The 19732-nt window shown below is 46.2% G+C and carries 20 protein-coding genes; 16 read left to right on the top strand and 4 right to left on the bottom strand.

Translation table 11 applies throughout. The features are described from left to right. Nucleotides 1-26 precede the first annotated feature (26 nt). The gene (rlmH, locus tag DESDE_RS20480; protein WP_202947939.1) at nucleotides 27-506 is read left to right on the top strand and encodes a 23S rRNA (pseudouridine(1915)-N(3))-methyltransferase RlmH; all 480 of its coding nucleotides are present in this window, start codon (nucleotides 27-29) and stop codon (nucleotides 504-506) included. Nucleotides 507-1075: 569 nt separating this feature from the next. Here rlmH and DESDE_RS20475 read toward each other — a convergent pair. After that, complete coding sequence (locus DESDE_RS20475; protein ID WP_041917445.1) at nucleotides 1076-2266, bottom strand: coenzyme F420-0:L-glutamate ligase; 1191 nt, start codon at nucleotides 2264-2266, stop codon at nucleotides 1076-1078. 131 nt (nucleotides 2267-2397) lie between these two features. On the opposite strand from DESDE_RS20475, the gene DESDE_RS20470 reads away from it, so the two are divergent. Further along, nucleotides 2398-3288 (top strand): LysR family transcriptional regulator, encoded by an 891-nt coding sequence (locus DESDE_RS20470; protein WP_014795937.1) that lies wholly within the window; start codon nucleotides 2398-2400, stop codon nucleotides 3286-3288. A gap of 67 nt (nucleotides 3289-3355) precedes the next feature. Here the strand turns inward: DESDE_RS20470 and DESDE_RS20465 are convergent, their stop codons facing one another. The 3 genes from DESDE_RS20465 to DESDE_RS20455 all read right to left on the bottom strand — a co-directional run bounded on the left by DESDE_RS20465 (nucleotide 3356) and on the right by DESDE_RS20455 (nucleotide 5731). Beyond that, nucleotides 3356-3622, bottom strand: coding sequence for a hypothetical protein (locus tag DESDE_RS20465; RefSeq protein WP_014795936.1), 267 nt, complete (start codon nucleotides 3620-3622; stop codon nucleotides 3356-3358). A 10-nt stretch (nucleotides 3623-3632) separates the two neighbouring features. After that, nucleotides 3633-4628, bottom strand: a complete 996-nt coding sequence (locus DESDE_RS20460; RefSeq protein ID WP_014795935.1) for a DMT family transporter — start codon at nucleotides 4626-4628, stop codon at nucleotides 3633-3635. A 191-nt stretch (nucleotides 4629-4819) separates the two neighbouring features. Further along, a complete protein-coding gene (locus tag DESDE_RS20455; protein ID WP_014795934.1) occupies nucleotides 4820-5731 on the bottom strand; it encodes a LysR family transcriptional regulator in 912 nt (303 codons plus the stop codon). Nucleotides 5732-6472: 741 nt separating this feature from the next. Here DESDE_RS20455 and DESDE_RS20445 point away from each other — a divergent pair. The 14 genes from DESDE_RS20445 to DESDE_RS20380 all read left to right on the top strand — a co-directional run bounded on the left by DESDE_RS20445 (nucleotide 6473) and on the right by DESDE_RS20380 (nucleotide 19731). Then, nucleotides 6473-8521 carry an alkaline phosphatase family protein gene (locus DESDE_RS20445; RefSeq protein WP_014795932.1) on the top strand — a complete coding sequence of 683 codons (2049 nt, stop codon included), beginning with the start codon at nucleotides 6473-6475 and terminating at the stop codon, nucleotides 8519-8521. A 126-nt stretch (nucleotides 8522-8647) separates the two neighbouring features. Next, entirely contained in the window at nucleotides 8648-10033 is a 1386-nt protein-coding gene (locus tag DESDE_RS20440) for an MFS transporter (protein ID WP_014795931.1), read from the top strand. 219 nt (nucleotides 10034-10252) lie between these two features. After that, the gene (locus DESDE_RS20435; protein WP_005815246.1) at nucleotides 10253-10549 is read left to right on the top strand and encodes a BMC domain-containing protein; all 297 of its coding nucleotides are present in this window, start codon (nucleotides 10253-10255) and stop codon (nucleotides 10547-10549) included. 26 nt (nucleotides 10550-10575) lie between these two features. Further along, nucleotides 10576-10866 carry a BMC domain-containing protein gene (locus tag DESDE_RS20430; protein ID WP_014795930.1) on the top strand — a complete coding sequence of 97 codons (291 nt, stop codon included), beginning with the start codon at nucleotides 10576-10578 and terminating at the stop codon, nucleotides 10864-10866. 51 nt (nucleotides 10867-10917) lie between these two features. After that, entirely contained in the window at nucleotides 10918-12441 is a 1524-nt protein-coding gene (locus tag DESDE_RS20425) for an acetaldehyde dehydrogenase (acetylating) (RefSeq protein WP_014795929.1), read from the top strand. 29 nt (nucleotides 12442-12470) lie between these two features. Then, complete coding sequence (gene cutC, locus DESDE_RS20420) at nucleotides 12471-15017, top strand: choline trimethylamine-lyase (RefSeq protein WP_014795928.1); 2547 nt, start codon at nucleotides 12471-12473, stop codon at nucleotides 15015-15017. Nucleotides 15018-15063: 46 nt separating this feature from the next. Beyond that, a complete protein-coding gene (gene cutD, locus DESDE_RS20415) occupies nucleotides 15064-16047 on the top strand; it encodes a choline TMA-lyase-activating enzyme (protein WP_014795927.1) in 984 nt (327 codons plus the stop codon). A gap of 555 nt (nucleotides 16048-16602) precedes the next feature. After that, nucleotides 16603-16809, top strand: a complete 207-nt coding sequence (locus DESDE_RS20410) for a hypothetical protein (RefSeq protein WP_041917315.1) — start codon at nucleotides 16603-16605, stop codon at nucleotides 16807-16809. Beyond that, nucleotides 16806-17159: an ethanolamine utilization microcompartment protein EutS gene (gene eutS / locus DESDE_RS20405; protein ID WP_014795926.1), complete on the top strand. Its 354-nt coding sequence runs from the start codon at nucleotides 16806-16808 to the stop codon at nucleotides 17157-17159. The genes DESDE_RS20410 and eutS overlap by 4 nt, the downstream gene beginning before the upstream one ends. Further along, nucleotides 17156-17596: a EutP/PduV family microcompartment system protein gene (locus DESDE_RS20400; protein WP_014795925.1), complete on the top strand. Its 441-nt coding sequence runs from the start codon at nucleotides 17156-17158 to the stop codon at nucleotides 17594-17596. The genes eutS and DESDE_RS20400 overlap by 4 nt, the downstream gene beginning before the upstream one ends. Before the next feature lie 45 nt (nucleotides 17597-17641). Then, the gene (locus tag DESDE_RS20395; RefSeq protein ID WP_014795924.1) at nucleotides 17642-18313 is read left to right on the top strand and encodes a hypothetical protein; all 672 of its coding nucleotides are present in this window, start codon (nucleotides 17642-17644) and stop codon (nucleotides 18311-18313) included. Continuing rightward, entirely contained in the window at nucleotides 18301-19143 is an 843-nt protein-coding gene (gene eutJ / locus DESDE_RS20390; protein ID WP_014795923.1) for an ethanolamine utilization protein EutJ, read from the top strand. The genes DESDE_RS20395 and eutJ overlap by 13 nt, the downstream gene beginning before the upstream one ends. 19 nt (nucleotides 19144-19162) lie before the next feature. Next, nucleotides 19163-19474 (top strand): BMC domain-containing protein, encoded by a 312-nt coding sequence (locus DESDE_RS20385; RefSeq protein WP_014795922.1) that lies wholly within the window; start codon nucleotides 19163-19165, stop codon nucleotides 19472-19474. Then, nucleotides 19471-19731, top strand: a complete 261-nt coding sequence (locus DESDE_RS20380) for a EutN/CcmL family microcompartment protein (RefSeq protein ID WP_014795921.1) — start codon at nucleotides 19471-19473, stop codon at nucleotides 19729-19731. The genes DESDE_RS20385 and DESDE_RS20380 overlap by 4 nt, the downstream gene beginning before the upstream one ends. Nucleotide 19732 lies beyond the last annotated feature (1 nt).

The raw sequence follows: 19732 nt of genomic DNA, 5'->3' as shown, positions 1-19732 counted from the left end.
TTTATTCAGTAAGGAGTACAACTATGCTGCAGATTAAAATCATTGCTGTGGGAAAGATTCGGGAAAAGTTCCTTATAGAAGGGATTAAGGAATATACGAAACGCTTAAGTGCTTATATCCGCTTGGAGATTATGGAGATTGGGGATGAGCCCTGTCCGGAGCGTCTTTCCTCCGCCGATGAAGAACTGGTTAAGAGTAAAGAAGGTGAGCGGATTCTGAAAGGGATCGGCTCTCAGGAGCATGTCATTCTTCTTGATCTGCAGGGAAAAGAATTCACCTCTCCGGGCTTCTCGGAATATATAGATGGCCTTGCCTTAATGGGAAAAAGCAGTGTGACTTTTATCATCGGTGGTTCCTTAGGAGTCTCCCAGGAAGTAAGGGGAAGAGCGGATTACCGCTGGTCTTTTTCCCAATTAACCTTCCCTCATCCTCTCATTAGACTGCTGCTTCTGGAACAAATCTATCGGGCCATGAGAATCAGCAAGGGGGAGCCTTATCATAAATAGGGATAGGTAAATAGACTCGCTTTTTTAAATTTCCAAGCGCTTGGAAATTTGAAGTTTAGACGAGTCTTGAAAGGGCTTGCAATCTGAATCTCCAGGATTTTGCTTTCGGCGTTCACTCCATAAGCTGTGCGGAGCAATCTAATCGCTCAAGACCTCTGCTGCGTCGGGTCCACCTGCGCCGCTAAGCAGTCTCTGTGGCATGGCGGCTTGGGCGAAACCCTCGCCCGGGTTTCGTGCCCAAATCGCTCCTCGAAAGCACTGCTTTCGCACTTGTTCTCAATGGGCGGTTGGAAACGTCCTGTTTCCAACCCGACTCCGCTGCAGTCTTTTCGCGAAGATTGCTTCCTTGCTCGCTTAAAATTCGTTCTCTGCCTTAAAGCAAAATCCTTGGGCTGTCTTTCGGGCTTGAGCGTGCGGATGTAGGAGGAACTAGCTGACCAGCCCAGGAGCTATGGAGTGAGCGTTGTGCGTAAAGCTACCTGACCCGGACACATGAAAAAACGAGACTCACCAACACAAAGAACCCTGGCCACCCTAATAAGCGGCCAGGGTTTTCTTTTGTACCCCGATTATTTTGTATAATTATCAAAATAGCCTTTGATATAGACGATTGGCGTCCCTTTATCTCCGCTGCCGGAGGTTAAATCAGATAAAGAACCGATGAGATCCGTCAGCCTGCGAGGAGTTGTTCCTTGGGCTTCCATCGACCCGACCAGGTCTTCACATTTATTTTGAATATACTCTGAAATGGCTTTCCTCTGGGCTTCTCCGCAAAGATGGGAGAAATTATTGTCTGCCAAGTATTTTAATTTCACTTCGTTTGGCGTACCTTCAAGCCCTGCAGTATAAGCGGGAGAAACGACCGGGTCTGCCAGTTCCCAGATCTTCCCCACGGGGTCTTTGAATGCCCCGTCGCCATAGACCATGACTTCCACTGTTTTACCCGTTTTATCTTTGATTTCCGCTTGAATACCATCAACGATGGACTGGCAGGTATTCGGAAATAGTTTCACACGATCTTCGGTTGCTTTATTCGAACCGAGGAGACCGTACTTTTCGTTAAACCCGCTGCCATTGATGGATTCTGTAAGAAAATCATCAAGGCCATAGACTTTTTCAGCGCCGCTATTTTTTAAGATGCGTTTAGTCCGGAAGCGGGAATGAATATCACAAGTCAATACCTGCTTAGTATAATTTAAGATGGTTTTCGGGTTATTGGAAAAGATGATTTGGCAAGTGGCGCCTTCCGCTTCAATTAAATTTCTGTAGTATTCGATGTAATCAACACCGGTGAATGGATGTTTGATATAACCGAAATGCTGGCGGAATTCAGCTTCTGTTAAGACATCTGTCCAGGGATTGATACCTTTCTCATCCAATTTATCCAGGTCTACAAGGTGGTTACCCACTTCATCTGAGGGATAGTTTAACATCAGGACAACATGTTTTATACCCTTTGCGATTCCTCGTAAGCAGATGGCAAATCGGTTGCGGCTGAGGATCGGAAAAATGACCCCCACTGTTTCCTCACCGAATTTAGCTTTTATATCTGCGGCAATATCGTCAATTGTGGCATAGTTTCCTTGGGCACGGGCGACAATGGATTCTGTAATAGTAACAATATCACGATCCTCGATCATAAAACCTTCAACTTTTGCTGCATTTAATACAGCATCCACTACGATCTGTTGAATATTGCACCCTTGGTTAATAATAGGTCCACGAAGTCCACGTACTACGGTTCCAACGACTCTTTCCAATGTGATCTCTCCTCTAGCAAGAGTATATTCTACATAAACTAAGTAGAAATTTTCAATCAACTCTACTATACTCTTTTATAGTGGTATAAGTAAAATTAATATTTATAATATCTGATACAAGGAGAGCTAATATGGTTGGAAAATTAGATTTATATCGCATATTTAACGCAGTGAGCAGAAATAAAAGCTTTTCCAAAGCGGCCCAGGAACTCTATATGACACAATCAGCTGTCAGCCAAGCCATTGCAAAGCTGGAGAGTGAATTGGAAATACAACTTTTCCACAGGACATCAAGAGGAGTTATATTGACCAATGAAGGAAATCTATTAAATGAGCATGTGAACTCCGCCTTAGGAATGATTAACGCTGCAGAAGATAAAATCCTGGAATTTAAAGAGCTGAAAACCGGACAATTGCGGATTGGAGTCGGAGATACAATTACCCGTTATTTTTTATTGCCTTATTTAGAGGAATTCCACATCGCCTACCATGGAATCAAACTCAATATATTAAATGGAACGACAACAGAGATCCAAGACTTTATCAAGTCAGGAAAAGCGGATGTGGGGATCTGCAATTTGCCGATTCAGGATGAAAACCTTCAGGTCATACCTTGTAGGGAGATTCAAGATATTTTTGTATGCGGGGAAAAATATAAAGAAATAACGGAAAAACCTATTAGCTTAGAGCATCTAATGGAATTACCGTTAATCTTTTTAGAGAAGAAATCAAATTCCCGAAAATATGTGGAGAGTTACCTAAAGAAGAAGGGTTTCCCTATTTCACCTGTATTTGAACTTGGGTCCTATGATCTTGTTCTGGAGTTTTCCAAAATAAACTTAGGTATTGCCTGTGTAATTAAAGAGTTTTCTAAGGACTACTTAGAAAGTGGAAGCTTGTATGAGATAAGGTTAGAAGAGGAAGTTCCCAAAAGGAGCATTGGCATATGTTATTTAAAAAATGTCCCACTGACATCTGCAGCTAAGAAGTTTGTTGAGAGTATCCATAACGGGCAATCTTAAAAGATGCTTTCCTTTGTTCCCTAAGAAAAGGTGGTTTGCAGATTTTTAATAATCTCTATAATGTGGTTTAGCTAATATATTTCATACGTTTTCTACCATATTCAGTGATGTTATAGCATTGCTGAAGTTTTCCGTCTTTATCCACAGCAACACGGGTTGGGTCAATCAGGCCAACAGCTTTTAGAGAAAGCAGGTAGCTATCAACGTTATTTTCGTTAACCCCTCTATCGAGAGGATAGTCCTCTTTGAGCATTTTTAGTATTTCTTGATCCGATATTCCTGCATTATGGAGAATAATTTCTACCACTCTGAACTTTATGGGAATTAAGCTCATGTTGAACCTCCTATCGTCTTCTTAAGTTAACAAAATCTTTTGGAGTCCCAATCGTAAGTATTGTGCCAAGGGTGATAATAATAACACCGATGATCAGGTTGGGGGTGATCTGTACAATGTTTAATAACCACCCGAAGAAGACGGACCATAAGGCAAAGGTTACATTGAGGCCCATAGCCCGGGTTACTCCGGTCATATTCATAGCGCGATACCAGGCAAATGTAGCGGATCCGCCAATTAAAGCGATACCGGCAATATACCATGCGGTATGTGAGGTAAAGCACGAGTAGAGGATGCCGTAAGCAACACTTCCAAACACCGGAAGAATTACGAAGAAATTGACCAAGAAAGATGTAAGATCTCGAATACCAATTGCAATATCCGAATCCACTAAATCCATGCCATAGGTTGACATGACTCCCTCCAGTGCCCACACAATGGCAGCAACAGCGGCCAGTCCTATGCCGAGATAAAAGTGGGGGAAAGCAGACCCTTCTGGTGGGACAAACCCAACAATAAACGCGCCGATTATGGTCAGCACTATGCCGGCTCCTACCCGTGGAGGCACCTTCTCCTTAAGAAAAATTGCTCCAAGAACAGCACCGATAGCCGGATAGGCTGCAGTAATGGCTGCAGTATATGAGGGACCGGCAAAAAATATCCCTAACATGTTACAAGACATTCCAATGGGTCCACCCAGGATAGCCGCCAAGATGATCATTTTACCCGGACGGGTTTTCAAGGTGCGTACATAATCACGCCATTTGCCTTGGACGACATTATAAATAAATACCCATAATGCAGCGAAGCCATCATGCAAGCAAGCTCCCACTAAAGGAGCAGCAAAGATGCTCATACTGTTTGTGAAGGGGGCTAAAGCAAGTACGATCCCCATTAATACTCCGTCTAAGCCCCAAGCGGCACCAGCATATAAGCCACTGCCAATCCCCTTTTGGGCAAAGCTTAGGTCCTGCTTTTGCATAAGCAATTGTGTATTCTGATCCATTTGTGCTACTCCTAGTTGACGAATTATAAAGTGTAACTCTATGAGAAATATTTAACATGATCCGGCGAGAAAGTAAAATACATTGTAAATATACCCCCTATAAGTGTAGCTTTTGATCCTATTAATTTTATAGGGGCATAAAGAAGCCAAGATAATTAATTTTATCTCAGCAGTATGAATCGTGGGCTCATTTATGGTCTGACTTCTGTTTTCCGGGAACAGGTAGCTCTAATGATTTTGATGAATTCCTTTTCGATCATGCAAAGATGGTGGCGATCCGACCAAATTAAGACAACGGATACATCCAAATGAGCATTATTGATGTATAGCTTGTTTATTCTACTGGTCTTCATATACTCATCAGCCATAAATTGAGGGACAAAAGCGATGACTTCTCCCTGAGTTAGGATTTTTTCCATCATCTCTAAATTATCAACTCGATAAGATACATTGAAAGAACCATATTTTTGCAGCAAACTGGATACACCGCACTCAGTAATATACTCTGTGTTGTACAAAAGAATGGGTAAAGATAGGGCTCTTTCCAGGGTAATAGCTGATTCTGAGGTTAATTTACGATTAATCCCCGTAATCACGACAAATTCATCGGAAAAGAGTTCTTTGTATTGAATATCCTTTGATTTACGAAACGCATCAGTACTCAAAATAATCCCAAAATCAGCCTTGCCTTTCTCAATATCTTGTAATATATTATTTGACTCGCCAACTTTAAGCAAGACATTGACTTTAGGGTGATTATGCTTGAAAGTAGTTAATATGTCCGGCATGATCGTAATATTAACGCTAGGCTCTACGGCGATGGATATATTTCCATTGAGTACAAGCGAGTTACCGTGGGCAATGGATTTAATATCATCAATCCCATTCAGCACTTCCTTGGCCTTAACGATAATGAGTTCTCCCGCTTCAGTTAAATAAGCGCCAGAATTTGTCCTTTTCAGCAGAACGACACCAAGCTCATCTTCGAGCTTACTGATAGCAGAGCTTAGAGCAGGCTGCGAAATGTGGGAACGTTCTGCGGCAAGGGAAATGGACTTAGATTCGTTGACAGCAACTAAATACATTAATTGTTCCAGACGCATTTCAATTACCCTCTTCTAATATTTACTTCTTGTGGTATATATATCCATGAATTGGATTGGGAGTTGAACACGACTAAATTATACGAATTTGTGCTTCAAATAACAATACTCGATAAGCGGTATTAACAAAATTTATGATCACTTAATTGTGTTGGTTATAGGGGGCATAATCATTAAGTATTTTACAGAAAAAATGGGATTGCTTATAATGTGGGCAAGTACAAGATATCACAAGAACAATCCGAAGATCCAATTCTTAGAACAAGGAGGGATTAAATAGTGAGGTATCAGAACCTTTTTTATTGCGGGAAGGTTCTGAATTGTAAAACTACAGAAACGCATAACTATAGTATGTTTTGTGGCGACTCTGGCGCTGAACTTGTCTATAGGGCATTGATTGGGCCCATTTTTTACCCCAGGGGCCTCTATTTTGGATTGAACCCTACTCAGCACAAGCTATGTCAGAAAAAAGTCTACCTCTATTCCAGCTATGCCTGCCGCGGTGTCATGGGGAAAGCCCTTTAAAACCAGCAAATATAATGGTGACGAAGACCTTGTTACAAGCACAGTTCAAGTGGACGGACCTCTCAGACAACAAGTATTCAAGTCGTTTTGAAATCTAACGTTCTTCACACCCATAGTGAACGATGCCGCGTTCACTATGGGATGAGGAGATACCTTGCCGAAGATTCTTCAGATAGTTGGAAACGAAGCAAAATTTATAAAAGGAGGATGAAATTTATGAAGAGAACAGCACTAACCAATAAACTATTAGTGCTAGGGGTCGACGGTATGGACCCAAGGATTAGTCGCAAATTCTTGGCCGAAGGAAAAATGCCTAATTTAGAAAAATTTATTGAAAAGGGATCAGCCAGAAAGGATCTGCAGCTTCTGGGGGCTATTCCAACCATTACACCACCTTGTTGGACGACCCTTGCTACGGGCGCTTATCCAGGAACTCACGGCATCACCTGCTATTGGAGACAATCGCCGGAAAGTCTGGATGCGGTGGTTTATAATATGGACTCCCGTAATTGTACTGCGGAACAAATCTGGAATATTACATCTGAAGCCGGCATGAAGACTCTTGTTTGGCATTGGCCGGGGAGCTCTTGGCCCCCAACCTCCCACAGTGAAAATTTAAGTGTGGTCGATGGTACGCAGCCAGGTTCTGTCAACATGGGCGTTGCTCAGCTTGACTGGGAAAAAGTTATTGTCGCCTCACCGGAAATTAAAGAAGTCCGTTATGCCCCAAGAGTGGAGAAACCAGCTGGCGTGGGTTGCATTATTACTGATTTGGAAGATACTTTGGACGATGAAGTCGATGATGAAATGATGGAACTTTGGTGGGGTGACACAGCCCGCCAAGGCGGCGAAATCCGTACCTATGTCATGGATGATGAAGATACAGAAGTTGTGATCGGCAGCAAGGTAGCCTATGATATTATCAACTCTCCCCTCAAAGAGGCTACAGGTTGGAGCAATGCCCCGGAAGGAGCCAAGGAATTCACGATCCTAACCTCCGGCGGCCTGGTGAGACGTCCTGCTTTGCTTCTCAAAAATGAAACCGGCGAATATGATCGAGTGGCTATTTACAAGAATAAGAAAGCAGAAAAGCCAATCGTTACCTTGGAAAGGGATAAAATGGTAACGGGCATTATTGATGATGTGACCAAAAAAGAAGTCACTAAGCCTGCCTGCCGTTCCATGAAGATATTAGAACTTGATCCGGCTGGTAATGCAGTGAGACTTTGGATCAGCAATGCTCTTGATATCAGCAATGATCAATTATGGCATCCCAAAACCCTCTATCAGGATATCGTCAGTAAGGTTGGCGAGGTGCCGCCGGTCAGCTTAATCGGCGGAGAAGATGATGAATTGGTTCGTGAAATCTTTGAGCCTTCCTGGGCAATTTACGATAAGTGGCAAGCGGATTGTCTGAATCATTGCATTAAAGAAGAAGGGTATGAAGTCGTATTCTCTCATCTTCATAATATCGATTGTGCAGGTCACCAGTTATGGCATCTTGGCAAGACCTTGCCGCCATGGGATCATACAGATGAAGAAGTTTACAAAGGGTTCATTGAAAAATTCTATACCCAAACCGACGACTACCTGGGAGAATTCCTCTATCTCTTAGACGAGGGGTGGACGGTATTGATCGTCAGCGACCATGGCCTGATTGTCGGGGAAAACGTACCTCCTATTTTAGGGGAATACGGCGGCCTCAATACAAAGGTCATGGAAGAATTGGGTTATACAGTTCTGAAGAAAGACGAAAACGGCAATTCCCTCCGAGAAGTCGATTGGGAAAAAACAAGGGCAGTCCAGATTCGCAGCAACTACATTTATATTAATCTTAAGGGCCGGGACAAATACGGTATTGTGGATCCGAAAGATAAATATGATTTAGAGGAACAGCTCATCTCCGATTTGTATAACTACCGGGATGAGAGAACCGGCAAGCGTGTGGTCGGCATCTGCCTGAGGAACAAGGATGCTGTGTTAATCGGCACCAATGGCCCGGAGTGCGGTGATATTTTCTTCTCCATCGAAGAAGGATACAATAGATTGCACGGGGATAGTATTTCCACTTCAGAAGGATATTTTGAAACCTCCGTTTCACCAATTTTCGTGGCAGCCGGCAGTGGTATTAAATCAGGATTTACCACGGAGCGGGTCATCCGTCAAGTTGATGTAGCACCGTCAGTTTCTATGCTGCTCGGATTGCGGTACCCTGCCCAATGCGAGGGAGCCCCAATTTATCAGATTTTCTCCGAAGAGATTTAAGACTTATAAATTAACTAAGTGGCTATCAGGACTCCGCCTTGTGTAAGGTTACACGGGCGGAGGCTATTTTTGGTACAGTAAGCGCAGGGAAATGCGCACCATCCTTAAAGAAAAGGAGAGAAGGTTATGGTAGATAATAAACCAATGACGAGTACCCGATACATGGACGAAGCCACCATGAACAAATCCCACTATAAGTTTCTGATTTTATTGGCGTTCGGCTATACCTTTGAGCAAATAGACGTTTTTTCTTTTTCCTTCGTTGCACCTGCCCTCACAAAGTATTGGGGTGTATCAATGGAATGGATTGGCCTAGTCAACTCTTGCACTTTTGTTGGTATGCTTTTAGGTTGCTGGCTGGGTGGTTGGTTTGCAGACCGCATCGGCCGTAGAAAAACCTTCCTCGGCTCGATTCTTTTGTTCTCTTTATGTTCTTTGGTGAACGGTGGGGCACCCAACCAAGAAATCTTCCTAGTTGCAAGAACCCTAACGGGTATTGGTATGATGGGCATGGTGGTAGTAGCTATGGTATATATTGCCGAATTGCTGCCCGCTGCCTCCCGGGGTAAGTGGCAGGCCATCGCTCTAGCCACTGCACTTTTAAGTATCCCCCTTATTGGTCAGTTGGCCTCTCATATTATTCCTAACAACCCGGAAGGTTGGCGCTGGATTTTATACATCGGCGGTTTAGGCTTTATCGTGTTAGCATTTGGTAATAACTGGCTAAAGGAATCTCCCCGTTGGCTCATTAGCAAGGGTCGTTTTAAAGAAGCAGAAGCAGTCATTCAGTTCTACAGACCCGATGTTAAAGTGGATCTTAGTGCCGAGGCCTCTGGTAAAGTTAAGGAGGAAAAGGCTCAGGAAACAACCAAAACCCTCGAAGTGTTACGACTCTTATTTAGTAAGGAGTATAGAAAAAAGACCCTTGTTCTTATCAACTTAGTTGTCTGGAACACCGTCGGTTACTTTATGTTCTTCGCTTGGATGCCGACCCTGTTGAACGAGTACGGCTTTTCCCTGGAAGACTCCCTGTGGATGGTAGCCCTAGTATCCTTCGGTAGCCCCATTGGTAACTACTTAGCGGCCTTCTTTACCGATAAAGGCGGTAGAAAAGTTCCCATCGTTATCTATGGTGCCATCATTGGGGTTCTAACCGTTATCTTTGGTACCATCAAGGCTCCTATGCTGATCGTCGGAATTGGTTTTATCATTCGAATTTTGATGGACGGTGTGTTCGTTCTAATGTGGTCTTACTTGGCCGAAGCGTACCCCACCCAATTTAGAAGCAGTGGTACCGGTATTATCTTCAGCACCGGTAGAATTCTAAACGTTGGTGCCATGGCCATGGTTCCTCTAATTTACAAGCAGTTTGGTTACAGTGTCCTGTTCGCCATTATCGGTGCCATGTACATCATGATCGCCGTCGTTACCGGTATATGGGGCGAGAGAACCGCTGGGCGTTCCTTGGAAGAAATTGCAGAGACGGACTCGAATAAAACCGTTTCTGCTTAAAAACGAATCGAGTACAATATTAAAACCTCCTGGCTTGCCAGGAGGTTTGGTCTTATGTCAGTCTCTGATTATATCCCGTATAAGTGTTTAGTATATTACAGTTATCCCAGTAGGCACTATAATAAAAGTAACATGTGCAATCATACACAACTACAAAATTCGATGAAATATGCTAAGAGATGCTATTGGGTTTGATGTTATATAAAGAGGAGTAATTCTATGGAATACTTTGGCGAAGAAGCCTTAGGACTTATTGAAACCAGGGGAATGGTTCCGGCCATCGAAGCGGCGGATGTCATGTGCAAAACTGCAGATGTGGTGCTTGTTTCCTATGAAAATATTGGCTCAGGGCTGGTCACCGTTATGGTGAAAGGGGATGTCGCCGCAGTAAGATCGGCAGTAGAAAAAGGAGCAGCAGCTGCAGCAGCGATTGGAGAACTAACGGCCGCCCACGTTATGCCGCGCCCCGTCAGCCGGGTGGGCAAGATTGTTTCAAGACATGATATCGATGCTTAACACTGAAGGTTTTGGAGGAGTATCCCGTGGAGAAAAATGATGCTTTAGGGTTTATAGAAACTTATGGACTGGTTTCGGTGCTGGAAGCTGCGGATGCTATGTGCAAGGCAGCAGAAGTGGAATTGGTGGGTTATGAGAATGTTGCTTCAGGTCTGATCTCCGTGGTGGTCCGGGGGGATGTGGGAGCAGTAAAAACAGCGGTAGAGGCCGGCATCGAAGCAGCCGGCAAGGTGGGTAAAATTTATAGCACCAATGTAATTGCCAGGCCCCATCCCGATGTAGAGAAAATTGTAGCCAAGCACCTTATTGATTGGTAAACAGTGCAGTTTTGAGCTTGTTCAATCCTCAAGTGGAAAGGGGGATAAAGAATGAATCGCATGGACAATGATTTGCTTTCAATTCAAGAAGCACGGATTCTGATCGAAAACGCCCGGGAGGCTCAAAAGACTTTGGCGGCCTTTCCCCAGGAAAAGCTGGACCGGATTGTGGAGCGTATAGCTGCCGAAGTGGCGAAATATGCCCGGGAACTGGCGATTATGTCCTATGAAGAAACGGGATTCGGAAAATGGCAGGACAAATATATAAAGAATATTTTTGCCAGTAATTTTCTCTACAAGAAAATCAGTAAGATGAAAGTCGTCGGCATTATCGCTGAAGATAAAGAGAATCAAACCATAGATGTCGGCGTACCTGTGGGAGTCATTGTCGCTTTGCTGCCATCCACCAACCCCGTATCCACTACCATCTATAAAACCTTAATCGCCATAAAATCAGGCAATGCCATTGTTTTTTCCCCTCACCCCAAGGCGAAGAAAACTATCAGAAAAGTGCTGGAGATACTGGTGCGGACCGCTGAAGCCAGCGGGCTGCCCTGCGGGGCCATCGGCTATCAGAGGACCCAGGCTGTTGAAGGGACACTGGGGCTGATGAACCACAAGGATACAGCCCTGATCATGGTGACAGGAGTGCCCAAGATGGTCAAGGCCGCCTATGCCTCCGGGAAACCGACGATCTATGGCGGACCCGGGAATGGCCCGGCTTTTATAGAGCGTTCGGCCGACATAAAACAGGCAGTAGCGGATATCATTACCAGTAGAACCTTTGACAATGGCATAGTGTCCGCCTCAGAGCAATCCATTGTGGCTGAGGAATGCATTGCCGACGAGGTAAGGGAAGAGCTGAAAAGAAATGGTGCATACTTCCTCTCGGCAGAAGAATCAGCACAACTTGGTCAACTCTTTCTGCGGTCTGACGGCAGCGCCAATCCGGACATCGTCGGTAACACGGCTGTAGAGCTGGCACGGAAAACTGGCGTCTCTGTCCTGGAAAATACTAAAGTCCTCATTTCTGAACAAAGATTTGTTGCTCCGACCAACCCCTATGCTAAAGAAAAGCTCTGTCCGGTGTTGGCCTTTTATGTGGAAAAGGACTGGCTCAACGCCTGTGAAAAATGTATCGAGCTGCTGCTCAACGATGGCCGGGGGCATACCCTCGTCATTCATTCCCGGAATGAGCAGGTGATCAGGGAGTTTGCCCTGAAAAAGCCCGTCTCAAGAGTACTCGTGAATACGCCCGCCACTCTGGGGGGAATTGGAGGAACAACCAATCTCTTCCCGGCCTTAACTCTCGGTTGCGGTGCCGGCGGCGGCGGGTTCACTTCAGATAATATTTCACCACTGAATTTAATCAATATCCGCAAGATAGGCTATGGGGTACGAAAACTGGAGGACATAACCTGTGGTCTGCAGGCAGAATCGGCAGGATTAACGGAGCTAACAGGACTAAACGGAAGTTTTTGCTCCGGCACAGGTTACCCTAAGGAAAGAACCCAGGACCTCAACGAGCTGTTGGAAACATTGCTGGAACAGCTTTTACCTTATAGAAATGCTTAAAAGTCAATGAATAAAAGGGAGGGCAAAGGATGGATAGCAAAGAATTTTCGGCGAAATTTGCCGATGTAACTAAGAACTTATCCCCAGAGGAAACAGCTATTGTTATGAAACTATTTCAGGAGATCTCCAAGGAACTGGCGGCACATTCCCCATCCCCGGCGTACCAAGAGAGAAAGTCCCCTGTGTACGAAGGGGAAATCACCGGTCTTACGCCGCGTTTAAACAATCTGCGCACAGTCTATTTACAAGCCAAACCCAGTGTCAGCATCGATCGGGCCAGAGCATTCACCCAAGTAACCAGGGAAAATCCCGGCTTACCTAGGATTCTGCTCCGGGCCAAGTGTTTCAGAAGGGCCTGTGAGACGGCGCCTCTCTTCATTCAAAAAGACGAACTCATTGTGGGACATCCTTGCGGAAAACCGCGGGCCGGTGCGTTTTCACCGGATATTGCCTGGAGATGGGTTCGGGATGAACTGGATACTATGGCCACCAGAGCACAGGATCCCTTCCAAATCAGTGAAGAAGATAAGCGCATCCTCCGGGAAGAAATCTTCCCTTTCTGGGAAGGGAAAAGCGTGGACGAGATTTGTCAGAAACAATACGAAGATGCCGGGATCTGGTCCTTTTCCGGTGAGTCCTTTGTGAGTGACCTTTCCTACCATCAAATCAACGGCGGCGGCGATACCGCCCCCGGATATGATGTAATCCTGATTAAAAAAGGAATTAAAGGGGTAAGGCAGGAAGCTGAGGACAGATTGAGCAAATTGTCCATGGAGAACCCGGAAGACCTCGACAAGATCTACTTCTATAAAGCAGAGATTGAGACTTGTGACGGCATTTTGGCTTATGCCCAACGGCTTTCCAATTATGCCCGAGAATTAGCCGACCGGGAGGTGGATTCCGTACGGAAACAGGAACTGCACAAGATCTCTGATATTTTGACCTGGGTTCCCGCCCATCCGCCCCGTACCTTCTATGAAGCCCTTCAATCGATTTGGACCCTTGAATCCCTGTTTGTCGTTGAAGAGAACCAGACAGGTATTTCCCTGGGACGTTTGGATCAATATATTTACCCCATGTTCAAGGCCGATATGGAAAGCGGCCGGCTCAACAAACTGGAAGCCTTCGAATTGTTGAGCTGTTTTCTGATCAAATGCTCGGAAGTAATGTGGCTGTCCAGTGAGCAGGGAGCTAAATATTTCGCCGGCTATCAACCCTTCATCAACTGTACTGTAGGCGGCCAGAAGCGCACCGGAGGGGATGCCACCAACGAGCTGACCTATCTGATCATGGATGCCGTTCGCTTTACCAAGATGTATCAACCTTCTCTGGCCTGCCGAATCCATAATCAATCCCCCCAAAACTATCTGAAAAAGATTGTCGAAGTGGTAAAAGCCGGGTTAGGTTTCCCTGCCTGTCACTTTGATGACAGTCATATCAAGATGATGCTGGCGAAAGGCTTCAGCATTGAAGATTCCCGGGACTATTGCCTTATGGGCTGTGTTGAACCTCAGAAATCCGGCGGTATCTATCAGTGGACATCCACCGGCTATACCCAATGGCCCATCGCCATCGAATTTGTTCTGAACCGCGGCGTTATGAAATGGCGGGGCACGATGGAAGGTCTTGATACCGGCGATCTTGACGACTTCAGGACTTATGAAGAATTTGATGCCGCTTGTAAGCAACAAATTGAGCATATCATTCGTTTATCAGCGATTGGCACCATTGTGAGTCAGCGTGTCCATCGAGAACTCGTTCCTAAACCCCTGATGTCTCTGCTGGTCGAAGGCTGTATGGAAAAAGGGACGGATGTTACCAGCGGTGGAGCGCGGATCAATTTTGGTCCTGGATTGATCTTCTCCGGCCTGGGAACTTATGCAGACTCTATGGCGGCGATCAAAAAGCTGGTATTTGAAGAGAAGAAGGTCACCCTGAAACAAATCAGGGATGCCCTGAATGCCAATTTTGAGGGCTACGAAGCTTTGCGCACCGATTGCCTTAATGCGCCGAAATACGGAAATGATGATGATTATGCTGATTTAATTGCCTCCGATATCATTGTTTGGACCGAACGGGTTCACAATTCCTTTAAAATGCTCTTTTCCCATTTTACTCATGGCACCCTTTCCATTTCCAACAACACACCCATCGGTGAAATAACCGGGGCGACACCGAACGGACGGCTGGCCTGGACACCGCTGTCGGACGGAATCAGTCCGACCCAAGGTGCGGATAAATTCGGACCCACAGCCATCATCAAATCCGTCAGCAAGCTGAGCGTTGAATCCATGAATATTGGCATGGTGCATAACTTCAAACTACTGCGCGGTATTCTCGAAACTCCGGAAGGGGAAAACGGCCTGATCACCTTGCTCAGAACAGCATCCATCCTCGGCAACGGCCAGATGCAATTCAGCTATGTGGATAATGAAGTTCTGAAACGGGCTCAACTCGAACCGGATAAGTATCGGGATCTAATTATTCGCGTCGCCGGATACAGCGCCTACTTCGTGGAATTGTGCAAAGAGGTTCAGGACGAAATCATCAGCCGCACCGTTTTGGATCACTTTTAAGTTTTTAATCACCTTTAATTAGGTAGTTTCTAGAGATGGAGACATTATGAGTACTGAAATTTGCAGCATTTTAGAACGGCAGGCGAGGATCTTCAATGTTCAGAAGTATTCTCTCTATGACGGGCCGGGCATAAGAACCCTGATTTTCTTTAAAGGATGTCCCCTGAGATGCCGATGGTGTTCCAACCCGGAGGGACTGGAGCGAAAATACCAGGTCATGTATATGGAAGACTCATGTATTCACTGTGGCAATTGTAGTCCGGTTTGCCCTGTCAATATCCACTTTTTTGCCAATCAGGACGTCAAACCGGCACGCACCTACTATGAACCGACTAAGCACACCATCAACCGGAGCATCGACTGTGTAGGCTGCCGCAAGTGTGAAGCAATCTGTCCGAAAAAGGCCCTCTCCATTGCCGGTACGGATCTGAAAATCTCTGATGTGCTGGAAATCATCCAACAAGACGCACTCTTCTACCTGAGCTCAGGTGGAGGAGTCACCCTTGGCGGAGGGGAAGTAACAGCCCAGCCCGAGTTTGCCACCAATCTGCTCATGGAATGTCAACGGATGGGAATCAATACCGCCATTGAAACCTGTGGGTATGCCAAGCTGGATACTTTGCTCATGATCGCTCAGTTTACCGATTTGTTTTTGTATGATCTTAAGCACATCGACTCGGATCGGCACTACGAACTGACAGGGGTACGGAATGAACGCATTCTCGATAATCTGACCGAGCTGATTCACCGCGGATTCAATGTCAAGATCAGAATGCCCCTTATTCGAGGGATGAATGACAGCAAAGACACGATCTGCCGCACCATGGAATTCCTTCAACCCTTCAACAGCTGCAAGAACTTTCAGGGAATCGACTTGCTGCCTTATCACAAATTAGGAATCAATAAATATAAGCAGTTGGATATGAGCTACACCATTACCGAGGATTTGAGTTTTAAGGCCGAAGAGTTGGATGAGATCGCTCGAATCATTGGGGGATACGAGCTGCAGGCCAGTATCATCAGGCATTGACTTGGCGAAGTAACCGGCTATCCGCAGTCGGTACTGGCAGGGGTGTCCGAGCGGGTCGCGTAGCTTTACGCACAACGTACCTTCGGGCGTGAGCTCCTGAAACCCTCCACTGGAGGCTTTCTTCATCGGATCTCACGTACTCCATAGCTCCAGGGCTGGTTCACACGCTTTCTTAACTGTTACGCCAAACCCCGCTGCTTTCTGCATGTGAACCAGTGGCTCCACAGTGTTAAGAAAGCGACCTTCACCTGACCGCCCCTCTGCTAAATTCGTTCTCTTTTGTACGTAAAGCTACGCTTGCGGGTCTCTTTTCAGCACTGCTTTCAGGACTTTTACGGGACTTTGCAGGAGTCATCTTAGCAGTCGATCTGGGCAGCCGACCATGCCGCCAGCGGCCCGGCAAAGACGGAAAAAGTGGCCCGGGCCAGGAAGCTCATCCTGCAAAGACCCGCTCACTCACCCCCGCAAAGCAACCCAAGGATTTTGCTTTACAAAAGAAAGCGAATTTAAGCGAGCGGGAACAAAACTTCGCGAAAAGCATGCAGCGGAGTCGGGTTGGAAACAGGACGTTTCCAACCGCCCACTGAGCAGGAGCGATTTGGGCGGGCACCCGACGGAGCGGAGGGCTTGAGCGGTAGTTTTGTCCGCACAGCTTATGGAGCGACCGGTGTAAAGCAAAATCCTGGAGAGTTCCGGGGACCCTCGGAGCCTTCGCCTTCAACCCCCTTTTCCAAACAGCATCCGAACGGAGGGATTTTATGAGTGTTACCGATGACTTTGACAGAAAACGAATAATTCAAGAATACGTTCCCGGCAAGCAGGTCACGCTGGCTCATGTTATCGCTTCACCGGTACAGGACTTATACGAACGTCTCGGCATTGAAGAACGGGGAGCCATTGGAATCTTAACCCTCACACCCAGTGAGACGGCGATCATCGCCGCGGATATAGCCACCAAGGCCTCCGATGTGGAGATAGGTTTTTTGGACCGCTTTACAGGTTCTTTGGTACTATCCGGTGATGTGGCAAGTGTTCAGGCAGCCATCATGGCCATCAATGACACCCTGGAAAAGCTGTTGAGCTTTACCACGGCCAGGATAACCAGCACATGAAAAAACGCATCATGATCGTCGGACCCACTCAAGCCGGTAAATCCTCTTTGGCTAATATCCTCAATGATACCTCCAGACCCTTAAAGAAAACCCAGGATGTCATTTATGGGAGGAATACCATTGACACTCCCGGCTCATATATTGAAAACCCTTCCATGTATAAATACCTCATTGCCACAGCCCAAACTGCATCCCATGTGCTTCTTCTTATCGACTCATCCAGGCCCGTCGAGGTCTATCCGCCCGGCTTTGCGAAAACCTTTACATGTCCGGTTATCGGTGTGATGACTAAGATTGACTTGGAACCGGAGAATGCCCCATTGTGTACCCAACAAATGCAGAGTATCGGGGTTTCTGGACCCTATTTCCGGATCTCTTTAACAGACAACACGGGGGTAGGGGAGCTGAAGGAGCATCTCTTAGGCACATCCAATTGAACAGGACATTAATTAAGGAAGATTTCAGGAAGTGGGGGTGAAACCATGAGGTTTATTACCGAGACAGAATTACGCGATTTATATAAAGCTGAGCTCTTTACGGCTTATGTTCTGGAACCCCGGACGAAAATCACACCGGAAGCCCGCCAATTTCTTGTCGATAGGGGAATCAAGCTGGTAGAAGCCCAAGACAGCAAAAGAAAGAGTGCCAACAACGTTAAGTCGGGCCCGGAGCAGGAACGGGAAAGCTGGAACGTTCTGAGATTAAGACGCAGAATGGAGAGTCTGGAATCTCTGTTTCTGATGGTGGGGGCGAACCTTCTGAGCGGTGGTGATGCTGTTCTGGCCGAAGAAGTATTCGCGCTGGGAAGATGTTTCGGCGAGGTGAAAAAATCGGCATGGGAACAGAGGTTGCCGGTTAACCTGCAATTTCAGAATTGGTCTGAAGCAGAGATCAAAAACTGCTCAACCTATCTGGGCAAGCACTTTGATATCAACGAGTTTCACGTGCGGGCGGAAAATGGAGCAGCCATTGCTTCCTTAAACCACTTACGGGCAACTCTTCGTGAACTGGAATCTTCAATCCTTGAAGCCTATTGGCATGAGGAGGGTAGAGTTTGCTCACGAGAGGATCTTATTGAGAAAATTAATCTGATCATGAACATACTCTGCGTCATGATGTGGAAGTGTCTGGGAGGGCAATCATGCAAAGCGTAAATTCTGCTTTTCAATACTGCGATCAACTGGTTCAGGTGTTTGAAAAAGTTATCAATCATCCTATCGTGAGCAAATCCTCCGTCTACTACACAGGGATTGACCTGGGGACCGCCTATATTGTTCTGGCCGTCCTTGACGAGAATTATCAGCCGGTGGCCGGTGCCTATCGCTTTGCCAATGTAGTCAAAGATGGGATGGTCGTGGACTATATAGGTGCCATTCGCATCGTCAAAGAATTAAAGCAGGAGCTGGAAGAAAAACTGGGCACGGAATTGCTCTATGCCGCAGCAGCCCTGCCGCCGGGAACCATGACCCTGGATTCAGGTGTGATCAAACATGTCGTTCAGGGAGCGGGGTTTGAAATTACCACCCTCTTGGATGAGCCTACGGCAGCCAATGCCGTACTGAAAATCCAAGATGGTGCCATCGTCGATATTGGCGGAGGAACCACTGGGATTACGATACTAAAGGACGGCGAGGTCATTTATGTGGCTGATGAACCGACCGGAGGCACCCACTTTTCGCTGGTTATAGCAGGGGCTTATAAGATGAGTTTTGATGAAGCGGAGCGCTATAAACAGAATCCCCAAAATCATCGGGAGCTGACGCCTGTGGTGGGGCCGGTGATCGAAAAGGTTTCTTCCATCCTTAACCACCATTTGCGGGATTATCAAGTTGAAACAATCTACCTGGTAGGCGGGACCTGCTGTCTGAAAGGAATCGAGGATAGCATCGCCAGGCAGACAAGGATTCCCACCTATAAACCGCTGAACCCCATGTTTGTGACACCCTTGGGTATCGCCTTGAGCTGTACGCAGGACATCCTTTAGAGAGGAGTGACCCTGATTTATGGAATATCGGATGATTAAATCTCCTTCTCAAGGGACGGTGGATCTCCTTTTCCGGCGCAAAGGTTCGGCGCCAAGTGTTCCACTGGAGAACTATGATGCAGTCGGTTTGGTTCAGGGACGGATGATTGATATGGTCGTGGCTGCTGATATTGCTGAAAAAGCGGCCGGAGTTTTTGTAGAGGATATTAAAGGTCATTGTCCGCAAAACTTGATTATGATCGCTATTTTTGGGGATACGGCCTCAGTGGAAGCTGCTATAAAAGAGATTCAATATAAAATGAAACTAATCAAAGTAGGTGAGAACCCATGATAGCGGCAAAAGTAATCGATAATATCTGGGCAACACGCAAGGCAGATTCACTCAGAGGACTGAAATTCATGCTGGTAGAGGTCCTCGGTGGCATAGATAAAGGCCGTCTCATCATTGCCGCTGATACCATCAGTGCCGGTATCGGTGAACGGGTACTCGTCTGTACCGGCAGCTCTGCCCGCAGAATGCTGGGCCAGGACGATATACCCATTGATGCTGTCATTGTAGGAATCATCGATGAAGACTGTACGTTTTGAG

The sequence above is a fragment of the Desulfitobacterium dehalogenans ATCC 51507 genome (assembly GCF_000243155.2).
GTDB classification, from domain to species: domain Bacteria; phylum Bacillota; class Desulfitobacteriia; order Desulfitobacteriales; family Desulfitobacteriaceae; genus Desulfitobacterium; species Desulfitobacterium dehalogenans.
The sequence above is the reverse complement of the archived record's forward strand: the minus strand, read 5'-3'. Positions and strand labels throughout refer to the sequence as shown.

Bases quoted from the DNA above. Each gene is read 5' to 3' on its own strand.
- DESDE_RS20470 (WP_014795937.1), top strand. From the start codon at position 2,398: ATGGTTGGAAAATTAGATTTATATCGCATATTTAACGCAGTGAGCAGA.
- DESDE_RS20465 (WP_014795936.1), bottom strand. From the start codon at position 3,622: ATGAGCTTAATTCCCATAAAGTTCAGAGTGGTAGAAATTATTCTCCAT.
- DESDE_RS20460 (WP_014795935.1), bottom strand. From the start codon at position 4,628: ATGGATCAGAATACACAATTGCTTATGCAAAAGCAGGACCTAAGCTTT.
- DESDE_RS20455 (WP_014795934.1), bottom strand. From the start codon at position 5,731: ATGCGTCTGGAACAATTAATGTATTTAGTTGCTGTCAACGAATCTAAG.
- DESDE_RS20445 (WP_014795932.1), top strand. From the start codon at position 6,473: ATGAAGAGAACAGCACTAACCAATAAACTATTAGTGCTAGGGGTCGAC.
- DESDE_RS20440 (WP_014795931.1), top strand. From the start codon at position 8,648: ATGGTAGATAATAAACCAATGACGAGTACCCGATACATGGACGAAGCC.
- DESDE_RS20435 (WP_005815246.1), top strand. From the start codon at position 10,253: ATGGAATACTTTGGCGAAGAAGCCTTAGGACTTATTGAAACCAGGGGA.
- DESDE_RS20425 (WP_014795929.1), top strand. From the start codon at position 10,918: ATGAATCGCATGGACAATGATTTGCTTTCAATTCAAGAAGCACGGATT.
- cutC (WP_014795928.1), top strand. From the start codon at position 12,471: ATGGATAGCAAAGAATTTTCGGCGAAATTTGCCGATGTAACTAAGAAC.
- cutD (WP_014795927.1), top strand. From the start codon at position 15,064: ATGAGTACTGAAATTTGCAGCATTTTAGAACGGCAGGCGAGGATCTTC.
- eutS (WP_014795926.1), top strand. From the start codon at position 16,806: ATGAGTGTTACCGATGACTTTGACAGAAAACGAATAATTCAAGAATAC.
- DESDE_RS20400 (WP_014795925.1), top strand. From the start codon at position 17,156: ATGAAAAAACGCATCATGATCGTCGGACCCACTCAAGCCGGTAAATCC.
- DESDE_RS20395 (WP_014795924.1), top strand. From the start codon at position 17,642: ATGAGGTTTATTACCGAGACAGAATTACGCGATTTATATAAAGCTGAG.
- eutJ (WP_014795923.1), top strand. From the start codon at position 18,301: ATGCAAAGCGTAAATTCTGCTTTTCAATACTGCGATCAACTGGTTCAG.
- DESDE_RS20385 (WP_014795922.1), top strand. From the start codon at position 19,163: ATGGAATATCGGATGATTAAATCTCCTTCTCAAGGGACGGTGGATCTC.
- DESDE_RS20380 (WP_014795921.1), top strand. From the start codon at position 19,471: ATGATAGCGGCAAAAGTAATCGATAATATCTGGGCAACACGCAAGGCA.